Source organism: Rhizobium sp. TH2 (genome assembly GCF_024707525.1).
Lineage (GTDB): Bacteria > Pseudomonadota > Alphaproteobacteria > Rhizobiales > Rhizobiaceae > Rhizobium_E.
In genome coordinates this window covers 3,754,039-3,769,708 of the sequence record NZ_CP062231.1, presented here as the reverse complement: position 1 = coordinate 3,769,708, position 15,670 = coordinate 3,754,039, and the positions used below count along the sequence as shown (strand labels likewise).

Genomic DNA, 15,670 nt, shown 5'->3' with positions numbered 1-15,670 from the left:
TTCCTCCAGGGAACAGGATGACCGATCGTGCCGCTAATGCAACCCTTAGGCGGTCATATAGGTGTGGAGTGCCGGATAAAATCGATTCAGTTGCATAGCGCAGTATGAAATCGAACTGTCGAACGATGCCCTTGGTTAAGAAAGTATGAATATTCGCTGCGTGATTCGCGGCCCTTGAAAAAGAAAAGGGCGCGACAGGAATGCCGCGCCCCTTCTGACTGGATTTCCGCGTCGCTCAGACCATGGCGCCCGGACCGGGCACGGCGCCCGGCGGCACCTTCCCGAGGATGATCATGCCGAGCACTTCGTCCTTGGTCACATCCTGGGTGCGCGCGTAGCCGACGACCTTGCCGTTCTTCATGACGGAGACGCGATCGGCGAGATCGAAGACGTCATGGATATCGTGGCTGATCAGGAAGATGCCGATACCGTCCGCCTTGAGTTGCTTGATCAGTTCCCCGACCTGAGCCGTCTCCTGCGGTCCGAGCGCTGCCGTCGGCTCGTCCATGATCAGGATGCGCGCGTTGAACATGATCGCGCGCGCGATCGCCACCGATTGCCGCTGACCGCCGGAGAGAGCCTTTACCGGCTCCTTGAAGCGGCGAAAGTTCGGATTGAGCCGCCCCATGACCCTGCGGGCTTCGGCTTCCATCGCCACGTCGTCGAGCGTGCCCCACTTAGTGAGGATCTCGCGGCCGAGGAAGAGATTGGCGGCGGCATCGACGTTATCGGCCAGGCCGAGCGTCTGGTAGATGGTTTCGATGCCATGGCGCTTGGCATGACGGGGATTGTTGATCTCCACCGTCTCGCCATTGATCAGGATATCGCCGTGGTCGCGCTGGTAGGCGCCGGAGAGAACCTTGATCAGGGTCGACTTGCCGGCGCCGTTATGGCCGAGAAGTGCCACGACTTCGCCGGGGAAAAGGTCGACCGAGGCATGGTCGACCGCCTTGATGCCGCCGAATGCGATCGAGACGTCGCGCATTTCGACAAGCGGGGTGCCGGAGGGCTTCTGGTACGTTGCGACTGTTTCCATTGGACGACCCTCCCTTACTTGGCGTGCTTGCGATAGACGGTGTCGATGTAGACGGCGAGTACGAGTACGATACCGACGACCATGGCCTGGATCGCCGCATCGAAGCCGATCAGCACCATGCCGGAATAGAGTGACTGCATGATCAGCGCGCCGATCATGGCGCCGTAGATCGTACCCGAGCCGCCGGCCAGCGACGTACCGCCGATGACGGCAGCGGCGATGACATAGAGTTCGTCGAACTGACCGAGCGCCACGGTCGATGACGTCAGGCGTGCCGATGAAATACAGGCGGAGATGCCGACCAGCACACCCATCAGCGAGAAGATGAGCATCGTCAGTCGCTTGGTGTTGATACCGGCGAGATCGGCCGCTTCAGGATTGCCACCCATGGCGAAGACATAGCGGCCGAACTTGGTGCGCGTCGTGACGAATGTCATTGCCATGACGATGAAAAGCGCGATCAGTACGGGAATAGCCCAGCCATGGCCGATATCGCCCAGCACTGCGGGATCGAGGTTGTTTGCCTTGGCGTAGTTGCGAACGATACCCTTCGGCCAGTAGTAACTGTTCATGATCCAGGTGGCGCCGAGAACGATGACCGTGCTCATGCCGCCGATCAGGTATTCGGCCCAGACGGGGCGCATGGGAAAGCCGAAGCGGGCGCGCTGGCGCCGTGCGTTCATGATCATGAAAATGATGCCGACGCAGGCGATGACCGCGACTATCCAGCTCGCCATCGCCCCGATCGAACCATATGGACCGCCACCGATAAGAACGAAGGTCTGGTCGAGCGGCGAAATCGTTTCACCGCGGGCGACCCACCACGCCGCGCCGCGCCAGACGAGCATGCCGCCAAGCGTGACAATGAAGGATGGAATCTCCAGATAGGCGATCAGATAGCCCTGGAACGAGCCGATGGCGCAGCCGACGATCAATCCGAAGATGACCGTGATGATCCATATGGCGGGATGGCCGATGCCGAGATAGGTCGGAAGGACCCAGACCTGTAGCGCGCCCATCAACATGGCGGTCACGCCGAGCATCGAGCCGACCGAGAGGTCAATGTTCCGGGTCACGATGATCAGCACCATGCCCGTGGCCATAACCGTGATGGACGATGTCTGGACGGACAGGTTCCACAGGTTTCGATAGGTCAGGAAGGCGCCGAAGCCGTTGATGAAATAGCCATAGGCATTGAAGCCGACCCAGATCGCGATCAATGCGCCGATCATGCCCAGCATGCGCGTGTCGATTTCCGTCGCTCTGAGGAAGGTTTTTACAGCACCTTCTTCCTGTATGGCCGGGCCACTGGATACTTGCGCGTTGCTCATGCGGCGCACTCCCCTCGGTTTCGGGATTGCTCATCCCTGTTTTTCGTTCTTGCCTGCGCCGCTCCCCGCAGAGACGGCGCCAGTCGTGTCATCACTTGTAAAACGCGCCGCCCTCTTTGCAAAGGGCGGCGCGCTTATTCAGGACCTGCCGTCAGCTTAGTTGCAAGCTGCGACCGCGCCGGCTGCGACGCCTGCGCAAACCGTGGCCTTGTCAACCCAGCCTGCGTCGATGACGAGGTTCAGGTTGTCCTTGGTGATCGCGGTCGGGGTCAGCAGAACAGCGTCGACTTCAACCTTGCGGGCGCCGTCCTTGAACTTCGTCACGTTCGGGATGTCAGCAAAGGTTTTGCCGTCGACGAGCATCAGAGCTGCTTCGGAAACGAGCTTGCCGAGTTCGCGGGAGTCCTTCCAGACCGACACGAGCTGAGTGCCCTGGGCAACGCGGTTCAGAGCGGCCTTGTCGCCGTCCTGGCCGGTGACCGGAACATCGCCCGCGAGACCCTGTGCCTGAAGCGCGGCAACGACGCCGCCGGCCATGCCGTCGTTCTCGGAAAGAACGGCGTCGATCTTGTTGTCGTTCGACGTCAGGATCTGTTCCATGTTCTTCTGGGCATTTTCCGGCTTCCAGCCATCCGACGACGCTTCGGCAACGATCTTGATCTTGCCGGCGTCGATCTGCGTCTTGAGTACTTCCATCATGCCCTGGAGAAGGAAGGTGGCGTTCGGATCGCCTGGGTCGCCCTTGATGATGGCGAAGTTGCCTTCGTTCTTCACCTTCAGCAGCTCTTCGGTCATCAGGCGACCGACGCCGACATTATTGAAGGTCATGTAGAGAACCGAGGGATGCTCGATCTGCACGTCGTAGGCGATCATCGGAATACCTTCCGAGGCGGCCTTTTCAACTGCCGGCAGGATCGCTTCGGAATCCCAAGGGCAAATGATCAGGATGTCAGCGCCTTGCGACATCAGAGATTCGATGTCGGTCAGCTGCTTGGCGGCCGAACCCTGGGCGTCAGCGGAAATATACTTGTCGCCATTGGCTTCGACGATCTTCTTGATGACGGCTTCGTCGGTCTTCCAACGCTCTTCCTGGAAGATCTTCCAGGATACGGCGATGGTCTTGTCCTTGGCCAGGGCAGCGCCCGCGGCAGACATCACGAATACGGCGCTGGCGAGCGCGATTGCTAATTTCTTCATCTTGTCCTCCCGATGCGGAATCGCATCAACAAAATTTGGCCGCGTGGCCCGGATGCTGTCCTCTTACCTACGCATCCGGCTCGTCTGGCCGCTCCTGAGCCTCTTTTTTTCGAGGTTCGAAAAAAGTAGTGACGCACAATGCAACCTGTGTCAAGATGGATTTTGATGGAGGCCTAAGCTGTTGCGTTGCAAAGATTATTTTGCACCGCAGCAGGCCTTCGCGGGAGGAGCCTGCCTGTGAGCATTATCGTGCGTCCTGATGACGTGCGCCGCCAGAACCAGTTCGGTATTCTGATGGCGCTGCGCCGCAATGGAAACCTGTCGCGTACCGAACTCAGTGCAGCGACGGGCTTGTCGGCTTCCACCGTGACGGTCATCACCAACAGCCTGATGGAGCGCGACGTGCTGACCGCCGAGCAGGTCGGCGAGCCCATTGGCCAACGGCGCGGGCGGCCGCAGGTGCGGCTACTTCCCAATCCGCGCTATGCATCTATCGCCATCATGCGGCTGGCACTGAACATGATCAGCGCCGATATCTATGACTATTCGGGCAATCTCCTCGGCTCGCGCACGGACGCGGTCAAGACCAAGGCGATGACATCAGACGAACTCATCTCTTCGATGATCGGCACCCTCAGGTCGCTGCTCGACGACCAGCGCGATGAAATCGGGCCGCTGGCGCGGATCAGCGTTGGCGTCGAAGGCATTGTCGATGGCGACGGCAAGATCTTCTTGTCTTCGCCGGTGATCGATGTGGGCGACATACCGATCGGTGCTGCGTTGGAACGCGAATTCGGCGCGCCCACCGAGCTTGCCAATGAATGCAACATGATCGCCGAAGCGCTGCGCTGGCGCGCGCCCGAACGCTACGGCCCGAATTTCGCAGCCGTGCTGATGACCATCGGCATCGGCATGGGGCTTTATCTCAACGGCCGTCTGTTCTCCGGCATCGCCTCGTCGGCGGTCGAATTCGGCCATATGTGCTACAAACCGGATGGCGCACTTTGCCGCTGCGGCCGGCACGGCTGCATCGAAGCCTATGCCGGGCAACATTCGATCTGGCGCGCGGCGATGGGGGAAGATATCGGCAAGATGCTGGCAGAAGAGCCTACGCCTGCCCAACTGGAGGCGCTGGCCAACAAGGCGCGCGCCGCGGATGGTCCCGAGCGCGAGGCGTTTCATGAGGCCGGTCGGGCAATCGGCACTGGGCTCTCCAATCTCTTCAGCATGTTCGACCCGATTCCGCTGGTGTTCGCCGGGCCAGGCGTGCAGTTCATGGACCTGATGAAGGACAGTATTGCCAGGACGCTCGACAATCCGAGCTATGGCCTGCCGGTGCCCATCAGCGTCATCGACGAGGAGCCCGACCACGTGGCGCTAACGAAGGCCGGCAACCTGATGAGCGCACTGATTTTCCTCGATGGCAATATTCCCAGCGTGGGGGAAATGCCCTTGCGAGCCGGGTGATGCTCATCAAGCCCTGGTTCGAAACCACCGTCCTGGCACCCGGAATCACGCGGTTCACCGAACCGCATGTGCATGGGTTCTTCCGAGCCAATCTCTATCGGATCGAGGGCCGCGATTTCGATATCCAGCTCGATTTCGGTGTCGGCGTCCGGAGTCTGACGGAGGTCTCGCCGGCAATGGGCCATCCTGTGTTGGCGATCGCTTCGCATGCGCATGTCGATCATGTCGGCTCGTTCCACGAATATGAGCGCCGTGCGGGGCACCGGATCGAGGCGCATACCTTTGCCGAGATGGACGATGCAGGCACGCTGGCATCGGCATTCGTTGAAATCGAGCCGCCGGTCACGGCATTACCCGCGCTGGATTGGACGATCGCGAATTACGCGCTGACGCCAGCACCGCTAACGGAATTCCTCGATGAAGGTGACGCGGTCGATCTGGGGAATCGCAAGTTCACCGTGCTTCACCTGCCGGGACATTCACCTGGCTCGATCGCGCTGCTCGATGAGCGCAATGGCGATTTCTTCAGCGCCGATGCGATCTACGACGAGGGGCTCGTCGACGATATTCCCGGGGCGGATGTCGAGACCTATCTTCGCACGATGCGCCGGCTGGCGTCACTCGATGTGGGTACGGTCTACGCCGGACACGGAGTGGTGATGGATTGTGCGCAGATGCAGCGCGTCGCGCGTGATTATATCGCGTCGAAAGGCGGGTGAACTCGCTGGCTAGAAAACAAAAAGGCCAGGCGATTTCAGCCTGACCTCTCCGACATCCGATCCTCTACAGTGCCAGTACATCCGTGGTCACTGGAAAATCGAATACTGATGTTCATAAACCCATATGGTTAAGGAATTATGACATCGTTGAACACTATATGGTGCGGATAGGAATTATTTCAAGGGGCATAAATTGAGAGTTGTCGTTAGCGCATCTTCGATTGGCTGCGGTCGAGGTCGATGCCCCCAGGAAATCGCATGATATACTCGCCGAAATTGGGCCTTTCGCTATGCATCGCCTTTCGTGCCGCCTCGGCGGCCTCGATGCCGACAAGCACTGCCGCAGGCTTTCCGTGACGCGTGATCGTCACGAATTCCCCTTTGCTGGCCTGATCGATCAGGACAGATAACCCGGCTCTTGCATCCTTCAAGCTGACTCGCGACATGTGCGTTCCGACAGTGGTCATATATGACCAAATTGGCCGCGCTTGCCTACAACGTCAATGGCTATCCTTGCCGACAGCATTTCCACGACACCCTTTGAGGAAGTCGAGGTCGGCACCGGTGTCGGCACCCTGGACATGCTGCTGGTGCAGCCAGGCATAGCCCGATGTCGGCAGATCATGGTTGGGCTGCCAGGCCGCCAACCGGCGCGCCATTTCCTCTTCCGAGATGTCGAGATGAATGCGACGGTTGGGCACATCCACCTCGATGAAGTCACCGTTCCGAACAACCGCGAGCGGTCCTCCGACCGCCGCTTCCGGCGAGGTGTGCAGGATGACGGTGCCGTAGGCGGTGCCGGACATCCGCGCATCGGAGATGCGGACCATGTCGGTGATGCCCTTCTTCAGCACTTTCGGGGGAAGCCCCATATTGCCGACTTCGGCCATGCCGGGATAGCCCTTCGGACCACAGTTCTTCATGACCATGATGCAGGTCTCGTCGATGTCGAGATTGTCGTCGTTGATCTTGGCCTTGTAGTCGTCGATATTCTCGAACACCACGGCCCGGCCGCGATGTGTCAGCAGATGCGGCGACGCGGCCGATGGCTTCAGCACCGCACCCTTGGGCGCGAGGTTGCCGCGCAGCACCACAATGCCGCCCGATTGGGTCAGCGCCTTTTCGGCCGGCAGGATGACGTCTTCGTTCCAGTTGACGACGTCCTTGACCTCATCCCAGACGGTTTCGCCGGAGACCGTGATCGCGTCCTTGTGCAGGAGACCCGCTTCGCCGAGACGCTTGAGCACCACGGGCAGGCCGCCGGCATAGAAGAACTCTTCCATCAGGTATTTGCCCGACGGCATCAGGTTGACGATGGTCGGCACGTCGCGGCCGCAACGGTCCCAGTCGTCAAGCGTCAGATCGATGCCGACCCGGCCCGCCATGGCAAGCAGGTGGATGACGGCGTTGGTGGAGCCGCCAATAGCCGCATTGGTGCGGATGGCGTTTTCGAAGGCGTGCTTCGTCATGATGTCCGATGGCGTCAGGTCATCCTTGACCATCTGGACGATCCGGCGGCCGGTGAGCTGCGCCATGACCTTGCGGCGGGAATCGACCCCCGGGATGGCGGCATTGCCCGACAGCGCCATGCCGAGCGCCTCGGCCATGGATGCCATGGTGGAGGCAGTGCCCATCGTGTTGCAGGTGCCCGACGAGCGGCTCATCGAGGCTTCGGCTTCGAGGAACTCGGCCTGCGTCATCTCGCCGGCCTTGACCATTTCGGAGAACTTCCACAGATGCGTGCCCGAGCCGACGCGTTCACCGCGGAAATAGCCGTTCAGCATCGGCCCGCCGGTGACGACGATCGACGGCAGGTCTACGGATGCGGCTCCCATGATCAGCGACGGCGTGGTCTTGTCGCAGCCGACCAGCAGCACGCAACCGTCCATGGGCTGGGCACGGATCGCCTCCTCGACCGCGAGTGCGGCGAGATTGCGGTACATCATCGCCGTCGGACGGAAGGTGTTTTCGGATGCCGAGAATACCGGCACTTCCATCGGGAAGCCGCCGGCTTCCCAAACGCCCGCCTTCACCTTTTCGGCAAGCTCGCGGAGATGGCCGTTGCACGGTGTCATGTCCGACCAGGTGTTGAGGATTCCGATCACCGGACGCCCGTCGAACAGGTCGTGCGGATAGCCCTGATTCTTCATCCAGCCGCGGTGATAAATGACATCACGGCTCGTGCCGCCATACCATTCCTGCGATCTCAGTCTGCGCGGCCATTCCGCCTTCTTTTTCATGCGTCGTCGTCCTTGATAGAGTGGCCCCGGTGCCAGCACCTGGGCACTTTGATCATGCCAGCGTGTAAGCGGTCTTCACCGTAGTGAAGAACTCGTTTGCGTATTTGCCCTGTTCACGGGAGCCGAAGGACGAGCCCTTGCGGCCGCCGAACGGCACATGGAAATCGACGCCGGCGGTCGGCAGGTTGACCATCACCATGCCGGCTTCGGCATTGCGCTTGAAATGGGTGGCATATTTCAGGCTGGTTGTGGCTATGCCGGATGACAGGCCGAACGGCGTGTCGTTGGCGGTGGCGAGCGCCTCGTCGTAATCCTTGACGCGGATGACTGACGCCACTGGCCCGAAGATCTCCTCGCGGGAGATGCGCATCTGGTTGGTCGCCTCGGTGAACAGGGCAGGGGCCAGATAGTAGCCGGGCGTTTCGCGTTCGACGCGATTGCCGCCGATGACCAGCTTGGCGCCTTCCTGCTTGCCGATCTCGATATAGTCTTCGTCCTGCTTGAGCTGTGAGGGATCGACGACCGGGCCGATATGGGTGCCCTGCTTCATCGCGTTGTCGACATTGAGGCCCGAGAGCCGCGCCGTCAGCGCTTCGACGAAGCGGTCATGGATGCCTTCGGTGACGATGATGCGCGAGGATGCCGTACAACGCTGGCCGGTGGCGAAGAAGGCGGAGTTCGCGGCAGCTTCGACGGCAACGGTAAGGTCGGCATCGTCGAGCACGACGAAGGGGTTCTTGCCGCCCATTTCGAGCTGGAACTTGCGGTTATGCTCGATCGAGGCCAGCGCCACGCGCTTGCCCGTGCCTTGGGAGCCGGTGAAGGTGAGACCCGCGAGATCGGGGCTGTCGAGCATCGCCTGGCCGACGACCGAGCCCTTGCCCATGACAAGGTTGAGCACGCCCTTGGGCAGGCCCGCACGGTGCAGGATATCGACGATCGCCCAGGCGGAACCAGGAACCAGTTCGGCCGGCTTGAAGACGACGGTGTTGCCGTAGCAGAGCGCCGGCGCGATCTTCCAGGCCGGAATGGCGATGGGGAAGTTCCACGGCGTGATGATGCCGACGACGCCGATCGGCTCACGGGTGATATCGACACCGATATTCGGGCGTGCCGAGGGCACGGTTTCGCCGGTCAGGCGCAGCGTCTCGCCGGCGAAGAAATCGAAGATCTGGGCAGCGCGGATGACCTCGCCGATGCCCTCGGGAAGTGTCTTGCCTTCTTCGCGCGATAGCAGCGCGCCGAGTTCGTCCTTGCGGGCAAGAATCTCGTCGGAGGTCTTCCTGAGGATCGCATGGCGTTCGAGAATGCCCGAGCGCGACCAGGCGGGGAAGGCCGCCTTCGCGGCAGCGATGGCATTCTTCATGTCGTCGGCGGTGCCGCGGGCATATTCGCCGACGATTTCATTGGTGTCGGACGGATTGATGTTGGGGATAGCATCACCACCGGTCCATTCGCCGGCGATCAGGTTCTGGTGAAGTGCCATTTGTATCTCCTGGTCAGGATTGAAGGGTGAGAGCCCTTAAAGTGTGCGGACGGTAGCATCTTCCTCTGACGCGATCGCAAGCGGATTGCGCAACGCCATGCCGAATTCGGGGACCTCGATTTCGAAGACGTCGCCGGCTTCCGGCTTGATGCCGTCGGCGAAGGAAAGCGTTGCGGTGCCGAACATATGCACATGTATGTCGCCCGGCTGGCGGAACAAGCTGTACTTGAAATGATGGTATTCGAGGTTGGCGAAGGTGTGGCTCATGTTCGCCTCGCCCGACAGGAAGGGCTTTTCGAAAATCACCTTGTCACCGCGGCGGATGCGCGACGTGCCACGGATATCCTCCGGCGGAGCGCCGATGCGGATTTCCGGGCCGAAGCTCGCCTGCCGCAGCTTGGAATGGGCGAGATAGAGGTAGTTGATCCGCTCGGTGACGTGGTCGGAGAATTCGTTGGACACGGCAAATCCGACGCGGAACGGCGCGCCGTGCTTGCCGATCACATAGATGCCCGCCATCTCCGGCTCTTCGCCGCCATCGAGCGCGAAGGAGGGGGAGGTCAACGGCTGCTCGCCCGCGACGGCCTGCGTGCCGTTGCCCTTGTAGAACCATTCGGGCTGTACGCCCCTCTCGCCCGGCTTCGGCTTGCCGTTCTCAAGACCCATGCGGAACATCTTCATCGAGTCCGTCAGCGTCTCCTCGGCAGCTTCCGTCGTCTTCTTGTGCATGGAATCGCGCGTCGCGGCCGAGCCGAGATGGGTAAGGCCGGTGCCGGTCAGGTGGATATGCGCCGGATCGGGATGGGTGATCGGCGGCAGGAAACGGCCCTCGTCGCGGGCTTTGGTCAGGTCCACGACATCGCCGAGACCATGGGCGGCAATGATATCGGCCAGCGACTTGTCGCTATCGGCGGCTTCCATGGCGAGCGCGTAGACGCTCGGTGCGTTCTTCACGGCGCGGGCTTCTCCGCCCTGTTCGCGGACGGCGACGGTGATGGCACCCGAGTTATCTCTGATCTGCGAAATCAGCACTTTCTTATTCCTTTCGATGGCATGCCCGGCCCGAGACGGGACACGAGATCCCGAATTTCATGGCAGGAGCATTCGTGAGGTGGGGCGGTTGGCCCGCGTTGTTCCTCAGCCTTTTCTCTTGTTGTAGACGTCGAAATAGACGGCGAGCAGCAGAACCAGTCCCTTGACCAACTGCTGGTAATCGATCGACAGACCCATGAGCGACATGCCGTTGTTCATGACGCCCATGATGAAAGCACCGATCACCGCGCCGGTGATCTTGCCGACGCCGCCGGATGCCGAGGCGCCGCCGATGAAGCAGGCGGCGATGACGTCGAGTTCGATGCCGACGCCAGCCTTCGGCGTCGCCGAATTGAGACGCGCTGCGATGATCATGCCGGCGAGCGCCGCAAGCACACCCATGTTGACGAAGGTCAGGAAGGTCAGCCGCTCGGTATTGATGCCCGAGAGTTTTGCCGCCTTCTCATTGCCACCCATCGCATAGATGCGGCGGCCGATCGTGGAGCGGTTGGTGACGAACGTATAGAGCGCGATCAGCACACCCATGACGACGAGCACGTTGGGCAGGCCGCGATAGGTCGAAAGCTGGAAGCCTAGGAAGACCGCGACGACGCCGATGATGCCCATCTGCAGCGCGAAAAACAGGAAGGGTTCGTTTTCCGTGCCGTGCGCCTCGTTCCGGCTGCGGCCGCGGAAGCCGTAATACATGGCAAGGCCGACCAGGACCAACACGACGATAAGCGCCAGATAGTTCTTGATCAGGCTGGTCGAAGGATCCGTGAACGACAGGAAATCGGGAATGAACCCGGTCGAAAGCATCTGGAAGTCCTTCGGGAAAGGACCGAGAGGACGGTTCGACAGCACCAGGTAAGTCAGGCCGCGGAAGACGAGCATGCCGGCCAGCGTCACGATGAAGGCCGGAATCTTCTGATATGCGATCCAGTAGCCCTGTGCGGCGCCGGCAAGGCCGCCAATGATCAGACATAGCGGCACGACGATCGAGAAATGCCAGCCGAATTTCACCAGCATGATCGCCGATATGCCGCCGACGAAGGCTGCGATCGAACCCACGGAGAGGTCGATATGACCCGCAACGATGATCAGCAGCATGCCCAGCGCCATGATGACGATGAAGGAATTCTGCAGGATCAGGTTGGTGAGATTGACCGGCCGGAACAGCACGCCGCCGGTGATGATCTGGAAGAACAGCATGATGACGACGAGTGCGATCAACAGACCGTATTCGCGTATGTTCTTGCGGAAATATTCTCCGAAGGCCGGCTGCGATTTTTCGGTGGTGGTATCGGAGACCATTAGTGCTTCTCCCCGGAGCGCATGATGGCGCGCATGATTGTTTCCTGGCTTGCTTCTTCTTTGGAAAGTTCGGCGACGATGCGGCCTTCGTTCATCACGTAGATGCGGTCGCAGGTGCCGAGCAATTCCGGCATTTCCGATGATATCATCAGAATGCCTTTTCCTTCAGCGGCGAGCTGGTTGATGATGGTGTAGATTTCATACTTGGCGCCGACGTCGATGCCGCGGGTCGGCTCGTCGAGAATCAGCACTTCGGGATTGGTAAACAGCCATTTCGACAGCACCACCTTCTGCTGGTTGCCGCCCGAGAGGTTGACGGCTTCCTGCATGATCGAGTGCGAGCGGATGCGTAGCCGCGTGCGATAATCGCCCGCGACCTTTCGCTCGGCGTGCTCGTCAATCACGCCGACATTCGCGACCTTGTTGAGGTTGGCGAGCGTGGTGTTGTGCATGATGTTGTTGATCAGCACGAGGCCCAACTGCTTGCGGTCCTCGGTGACATAGGCGAGGCCCGCGTCGATGGCGCGCGGAATGGTGCTGACATCGACCGGCTTGCCGTGCATCAGCACCTCGCCGGTGATCTTGTGGCCCCAGGCCTTGCCGAAAATGCTCATCGCGGTCTCGGTGCGGCCGGCGCCCATCAGGCCTGCGATGCCGACGACTTCGCCCGCCCGGACGTTGAGGTTCACATTGTGCAGGAACTGCCGGTCGCGGTGGTTCTGGTGGAAGACGTTCCAGTTCTTCACTTCGAGCAGCATTTCGCCGATCGCCACGTCGCGCGGCGGATAGCGGTCTTCCATGTCGCGGCCGACCATGCCCTTGATGATGCGATCTTCGCTGACGTCACCGGTATGGGCGTCCAGCGTCTCCACCGTGCCGCCGTCGCGCAGGATGGTGATCTGGTCGGCGACCTTGCGGATCTCGTTGAGCTTGTGGGAAATGATGATCGAGGTCATGCCCTGCTTGCGGAATTCCATCAGCAGCTTGAGCAGCGCGTCGGAATCCGTTTCGTTGAGCGATGCGGTCGGTTCGTCGAGGATCAACAGCCGCACTTTCTTGGAAAGCGCTTTGGCGATTTCCACCAGCTGCTGCTTGCCAACGCCGATGTCGGTGATCAGCGTGGCGGGCGGTTCCTTGAGGCCGACCTTGGTCAGCAGTTCCTTGGTGCGGGCGAAGGTCTGCGGCCAGTCGATGACGCCATTGGTGGCGATCTCGTTGCCGAGAAAGATGTTCTCCGCGATCGACAGCAGCGGCACCAGCGCGAGTTCCTGGTGGATGATGATGATGCCAAGATGCTCGCTGTCGGAGATCGTCGAGAAGCGCCGGGCTTCACCGTCATAGATGATTTCGCCCTCGTAGGTCCCGGCGGGATAGACGCCGCTCAGCACCTTCATGAGGGTGGATTTTCCGGCGCCATTTTCGCCGACCAGGGCGTGAATTTCGCCTTCGCGGACCTTGAAGCTCACATCATCCAGGGCCTTGACGCCTGGAAAGGCCTTCGTAATGTTCCGCATTTCTAGAATTATATCAGTCATAACCTGCTGTTCCACCACGGATGATCCTTCATGGATCCGCCGGGGACTATAGGATTTCACTCCGGAAGTGAGAAGGGGCCTGCAGTTGAATGCAGGCCCCAGAAGATCGATCAACCGATCAGTTGTTGATCTGGTCTTCGGTGTAGTAACCGGCGCCGACCAGAATGTCCTTGACGTTGGACTTGTCGGCTGCAACCGGCTTCAGGAGGTAGGACGGAACGACCTTGACACCATTGTCGTAGGTCTTGGTGTCGTTGATCTCGGGCTCCTTGCCGTTCATGATCGCATCGACCATGCCCACGGCGACCTTGGCGAGTTCGCGGGTGTCCTTGAAGACGGTCGAATACTGTTCATCGGCAAGGATCGACTTGACCGACGGCAGCTCGGCGTCCTGGCCGGTGACGACGGGCATGACCATGTCGCCCGAACCGTAGCCGACGCCCTTGAGGGCCGACAGGATGCCGATCGAGAGGCCGTCATAAGGCGACAGAACGCCGTTGACCTTCGCATCGGTATAGGTCGAGGACAGCAGGTTTTCCATGCGGGCCTGTGCGACAGCGCCGTCCCAGCGCAGCGTACCGACCTGGTCCATGCCCATCTGGCCCGACTTGATGGCGATATCGCCGGAGTCGATCAGGGGCTGAAGAACGCTCATCGCGCCGTCATAGAAGAAGAAGGCGTTGTTGTCGTCCGGCGAACCGCCGAAGAGTTCGACATTGTAAGGCTTCACGCCCGGGAACTTCGCCTTCAGGCCCTCGACGAGCGAGGTCGCCTGGAGAACGCCGACCTGGAAGTTGTCGAAGGTCGCGTAGTAATCGACATTGCCGGAATCGCGGATCAGGCGGTCGTAAGCGATGACCTTGACGCCAGCGTCATGGGCCTTCTGCAGGATGTCGGACAGCGTGGTGCCGTCGATCGCAGCGACGATGAGAACCTTGGCACCCTTGGTGACCATGTTCTCGATCTGGGCGAGCTGGTTCGGAATGTCGTCGTCGGCGAACTGGAGGTCAGGCGTGTAGCCGGCGTCCTTGAACAGCTTCTCCATGGTTTCGCCGTCGGAAATCCAGCGAGTGGAGGTCTTGGTCGGCATGGAAATGCCGACGGTGCCCTTGTCCGCCGCGAATGCCGGAGCGACAAACGCCGCGACGGTCATGGCTGCGGCTGCAAGCAGCGATGTGATGAGTTTCATTAGGTTCTCTCCCTAGGTTGTAGTCAGCGGCGCGGCCCCTGTCCGGCAGCACCGGAGGTCGTCAGGATCATCGATTGCGCACCCCACACCTTTTCAAAGGTTTATGCGGTTACGATCTCAAACGAGCTAGGTTTTCCTCCCACGCGCCGGTCGGCAAACTGCATTCAAATGCCGGTGACTGTCAAATGGAATCTTCAAAAAGTAATACTTTTCAAAAAAATCGTTAATGAGACGAGGAAAAACCGCGTTTGGCGGCCTGCTGACCCCGATTCCGGTAGGTAAACTACAATAGAATCGACTGTGAGCTCTAGGAATGGCCGGGACCAGTTCCGATCGCTATGCAGGTTCCCCGCGAGGAAAGGATGCCGATGCCGGTCTTTGGAAAATCGCTGTTCGAAACCGTGCTCGACGGACTGGAGCCGGAAGAGCAGGAAGAGGAAGACGCAGGCCCCGCACGGCGGATGACTGGCCTCGGCGCCACCCTTCTTGCAGGCCTGTCTGACGGCGGTGAGCCGGATCGCGGTGATTTCGCCGATCTCTATTCCGATTACGGTGAAGGACTGCCGGTCTTTCCCGTGGATGCGCCGCCGCAGCCGCCGGCATGGCTCGACCGGCTATCGAAGGAGGAGATCAGCCAGGATCTCGACCTCTCGAGTTGCAAATCGGATATCGACCTGCGGGAACGCCGCCGCTCGTTCGCCCGCAACAATCATCCCGATGTGGTGCATCCCGATTATCGCGGTCCTGCAACGATCCGCATGACGATCGCCAACCGCTTGATCGACGACGCAATTTCGCTGATTGGTTAGGTCTTGGGCGGTTCGTCGTCTTTCGGCGCTTCTGCTTCCGTTTCAGCGTCCTCTTCGTCGTCATCAGCGGGACGGACTGGCGCCTCAACCTTGGGCGGGGGATTATAGCTCAGGAAAAGCGCATAGACGCAATAGGCTGCCGCTGCACCCGAAAGAACGCCCCAGAAGCCGTCGCCATTGTAGATTTCGATTGCCGCCCAGCACGCCACCGATATGCAGATCGCCAGCCGCACGCCGAGCGGACGATAGAAATCCGCGTCCGTATCGATGAGATAGAAGGGCTGCTTGTTTTTCTTGTCGGTCATCGATCCTCCT

14 protein-coding genes are annotated in these 15,670 nt (G+C 60.3%); 3 read left to right on the top strand and 11 right to left on the bottom strand.

Features of this window, described 5'->3' with window-relative positions; translation table 11 throughout:
• Nucleotides 1–235: 235 nt before the first annotated feature.
• The 3 genes from IHQ71_RS18590 to IHQ71_RS18580 all read right to left on the bottom strand — a co-directional run bounded on the left by IHQ71_RS18590 (nucleotide 236) and on the right by IHQ71_RS18580 (nucleotide 3,564).
• Complete coding sequence (locus tag IHQ71_RS18590; protein ID WP_258157930.1) at nucleotides 236–1,036, bottom strand: ATP-binding cassette domain-containing protein; 801 nt, start codon at nucleotides 1,034–1,036, stop codon at nucleotides 236–238.
• A gap of 14 nt (nucleotides 1,037–1,050) precedes the next feature.
• Nucleotides 1,051–2,367, bottom strand: a complete 1,317-nt coding sequence (locus tag IHQ71_RS18585) for a sugar ABC transporter permease (protein ID WP_258157929.1) — start codon at nucleotides 2,365–2,367, stop codon at nucleotides 1,051–1,053.
• A 156-nt stretch (nucleotides 2,368–2,523) separates the two neighbouring features.
• A complete protein-coding gene (locus IHQ71_RS18580) occupies nucleotides 2,524–3,564 on the bottom strand; it encodes a substrate-binding domain-containing protein (protein ID WP_258157928.1) in 1,041 nt (346 codons plus the stop codon).
• A gap of 237 nt (nucleotides 3,565–3,801) precedes the next feature.
• Here IHQ71_RS18580 and IHQ71_RS18575 point away from each other — a divergent pair, with 237 nt between their 5' ends.
• Nucleotides 3,802–5,031 carry an ROK family transcriptional regulator gene (locus tag IHQ71_RS18575; RefSeq protein ID WP_258157927.1) on the top strand — a complete coding sequence of 410 codons (1,230 nt, stop codon included), beginning with the start codon at nucleotides 3,802–3,804 and terminating at the stop codon, nucleotides 5,029–5,031.
• A complete protein-coding gene (locus IHQ71_RS18570; protein ID WP_258157926.1) occupies nucleotides 5,031–5,750 on the top strand; it encodes an MBL fold metallo-hydrolase in 720 nt (239 codons plus the stop codon). The genes IHQ71_RS18575 and IHQ71_RS18570 overlap by 1 nt, the downstream gene beginning before the upstream one ends.
• 206 nt (nucleotides 5,751–5,956) lie before the next feature.
• Here the strand turns inward: IHQ71_RS18570 and IHQ71_RS18565 are convergent, their stop codons facing one another.
• From IHQ71_RS18565 to chvE, 7 genes are all read right to left on the bottom strand, one after another.
• Nucleotides 5,957–6,196 (bottom strand): type II toxin-antitoxin system Phd/YefM family antitoxin, encoded by a 240-nt coding sequence (locus IHQ71_RS18565; protein ID WP_258157925.1) that lies wholly within the window; start codon nucleotides 6,194–6,196, stop codon nucleotides 5,957–5,959.
• Between the two features lie 54 nt (nucleotides 6,197–6,250).
• Nucleotides 6,251–7,990, bottom strand: coding sequence for an L-arabinonate dehydratase (gene araD, locus IHQ71_RS18560; RefSeq protein ID WP_258157924.1), 1,740 nt, complete (start codon nucleotides 7,988–7,990; stop codon nucleotides 6,251–6,253).
• A 52-nt stretch (nucleotides 7,991–8,042) separates the two neighbouring features.
• Nucleotides 8,043–9,476 (bottom strand): aldehyde dehydrogenase family protein, encoded by a 1,434-nt coding sequence (locus IHQ71_RS18555; RefSeq protein WP_258157923.1) that lies wholly within the window; start codon nucleotides 9,474–9,476, stop codon nucleotides 8,043–8,045.
• Nucleotides 9,477–9,512: 36 nt separating this feature from the next.
• Entirely contained in the window at nucleotides 9,513–10,508 is a 996-nt protein-coding gene (araD1, locus tag IHQ71_RS18550) for an AraD1 family protein (RefSeq protein ID WP_258157922.1), read from the bottom strand.
• 105 nt (nucleotides 10,509–10,613) lie between these two features.
• Nucleotides 10,614–11,822, bottom strand: coding sequence for a multiple monosaccharide ABC transporter permease (mmsB, locus tag IHQ71_RS18545; protein ID WP_258157921.1), 1,209 nt, complete (start codon nucleotides 11,820–11,822; stop codon nucleotides 10,614–10,616).
• Nucleotides 11,822–13,357, bottom strand: coding sequence for a multiple monosaccharide ABC transporter ATP-binding protein (gene mmsA, locus IHQ71_RS18540; RefSeq protein WP_258157920.1), 1,536 nt, complete (start codon nucleotides 13,355–13,357; stop codon nucleotides 11,822–11,824). The genes mmsB and mmsA overlap by 1 nt, the downstream gene beginning before the upstream one ends.
• Before the next feature lie 118 nt (nucleotides 13,358–13,475).
• The gene (gene chvE, locus IHQ71_RS18535; RefSeq protein WP_258157919.1) at nucleotides 13,476–14,546 is read right to left on the bottom strand and encodes a multiple monosaccharide ABC transporter substrate-binding protein; all 1,071 of its coding nucleotides are present in this window, start codon (nucleotides 14,544–14,546) and stop codon (nucleotides 13,476–13,478) included.
• Between the two features lie 368 nt (nucleotides 14,547–14,914).
• Here chvE and IHQ71_RS18530 point away from each other — a divergent pair, with 368 nt between their 5' ends.
• Complete coding sequence (locus IHQ71_RS18530; RefSeq protein WP_258157918.1) at nucleotides 14,915–15,355, top strand: hypothetical protein; 441 nt, start codon at nucleotides 14,915–14,917, stop codon at nucleotides 15,353–15,355.
• On the opposite strand, the gene IHQ71_RS18525 is transcribed toward IHQ71_RS18530, so the two are convergent.
• A complete protein-coding gene (locus IHQ71_RS18525; protein WP_258157917.1) occupies nucleotides 15,352–15,660 on the bottom strand; it encodes a hypothetical protein in 309 nt (102 codons plus the stop codon). The two genes, IHQ71_RS18530 and IHQ71_RS18525, sit on opposite strands and share 4 nt — an antisense overlap.
• Nucleotides 15,661–15,670 lie beyond the last annotated feature (10 nt).

Bases quoted from the DNA above. Each gene is read 5' to 3' on its own strand.
- IHQ71_RS18590 (WP_258157930.1), bottom strand. From the start codon at position 1,036: ATGGAAACAGTCGCAACGTACCAGAAGCCCTCCGGCACCCCGCTTGTC.
- IHQ71_RS18585 (WP_258157929.1), bottom strand. From the start codon at position 2,367: ATGAGCAACGCGCAAGTATCCAGTGGCCCGGCCATACAGGAAGAAGGT.
- IHQ71_RS18580 (WP_258157928.1), bottom strand. From the start codon at position 3,564: ATGAAGAAATTAGCAATCGCGCTCGCCAGCGCCGTATTCGTGATGTCT.
- IHQ71_RS18570 (WP_258157926.1), top strand. From the start codon at position 5,031: ATGCTCATCAAGCCCTGGTTCGAAACCACCGTCCTGGCACCCGGAATC.
- IHQ71_RS18565 (WP_258157925.1), bottom strand. From the start codon at position 6,196: ATGTCGCGAGTCAGCTTGAAGGATGCAAGAGCCGGGTTATCTGTCCTG.
- araD (WP_258157924.1), bottom strand. From the start codon at position 7,990: ATGAAAAAGAAGGCGGAATGGCCGCGCAGACTGAGATCGCAGGAATGG.
- IHQ71_RS18555 (WP_258157923.1), bottom strand. From the start codon at position 9,476: ATGGCACTTCACCAGAACCTGATCGCCGGCGAATGGACCGGTGGTGAT.
- mmsB (WP_258157921.1), bottom strand. From the start codon at position 11,822: ATGGTCTCCGATACCACCACCGAAAAATCGCAGCCGGCCTTCGGAGAA.
- mmsA (WP_258157920.1), bottom strand. From the start codon at position 13,357: ATGACTGATATAATTCTAGAAATGCGGAACATTACGAAGGCCTTTCCA.
- chvE (WP_258157919.1), bottom strand. From the start codon at position 14,546: ATGAAACTCATCACATCGCTGCTTGCAGCCGCAGCCATGACCGTCGCG.
- IHQ71_RS18530 (WP_258157918.1), top strand. From the start codon at position 14,915: ATGCCGGTCTTTGGAAAATCGCTGTTCGAAACCGTGCTCGACGGACTG.
- IHQ71_RS18525 (WP_258157917.1), bottom strand. From the start codon at position 15,660: ATGACCGACAAGAAAAACAAGCAGCCCTTCTATCTCATCGATACGGAC.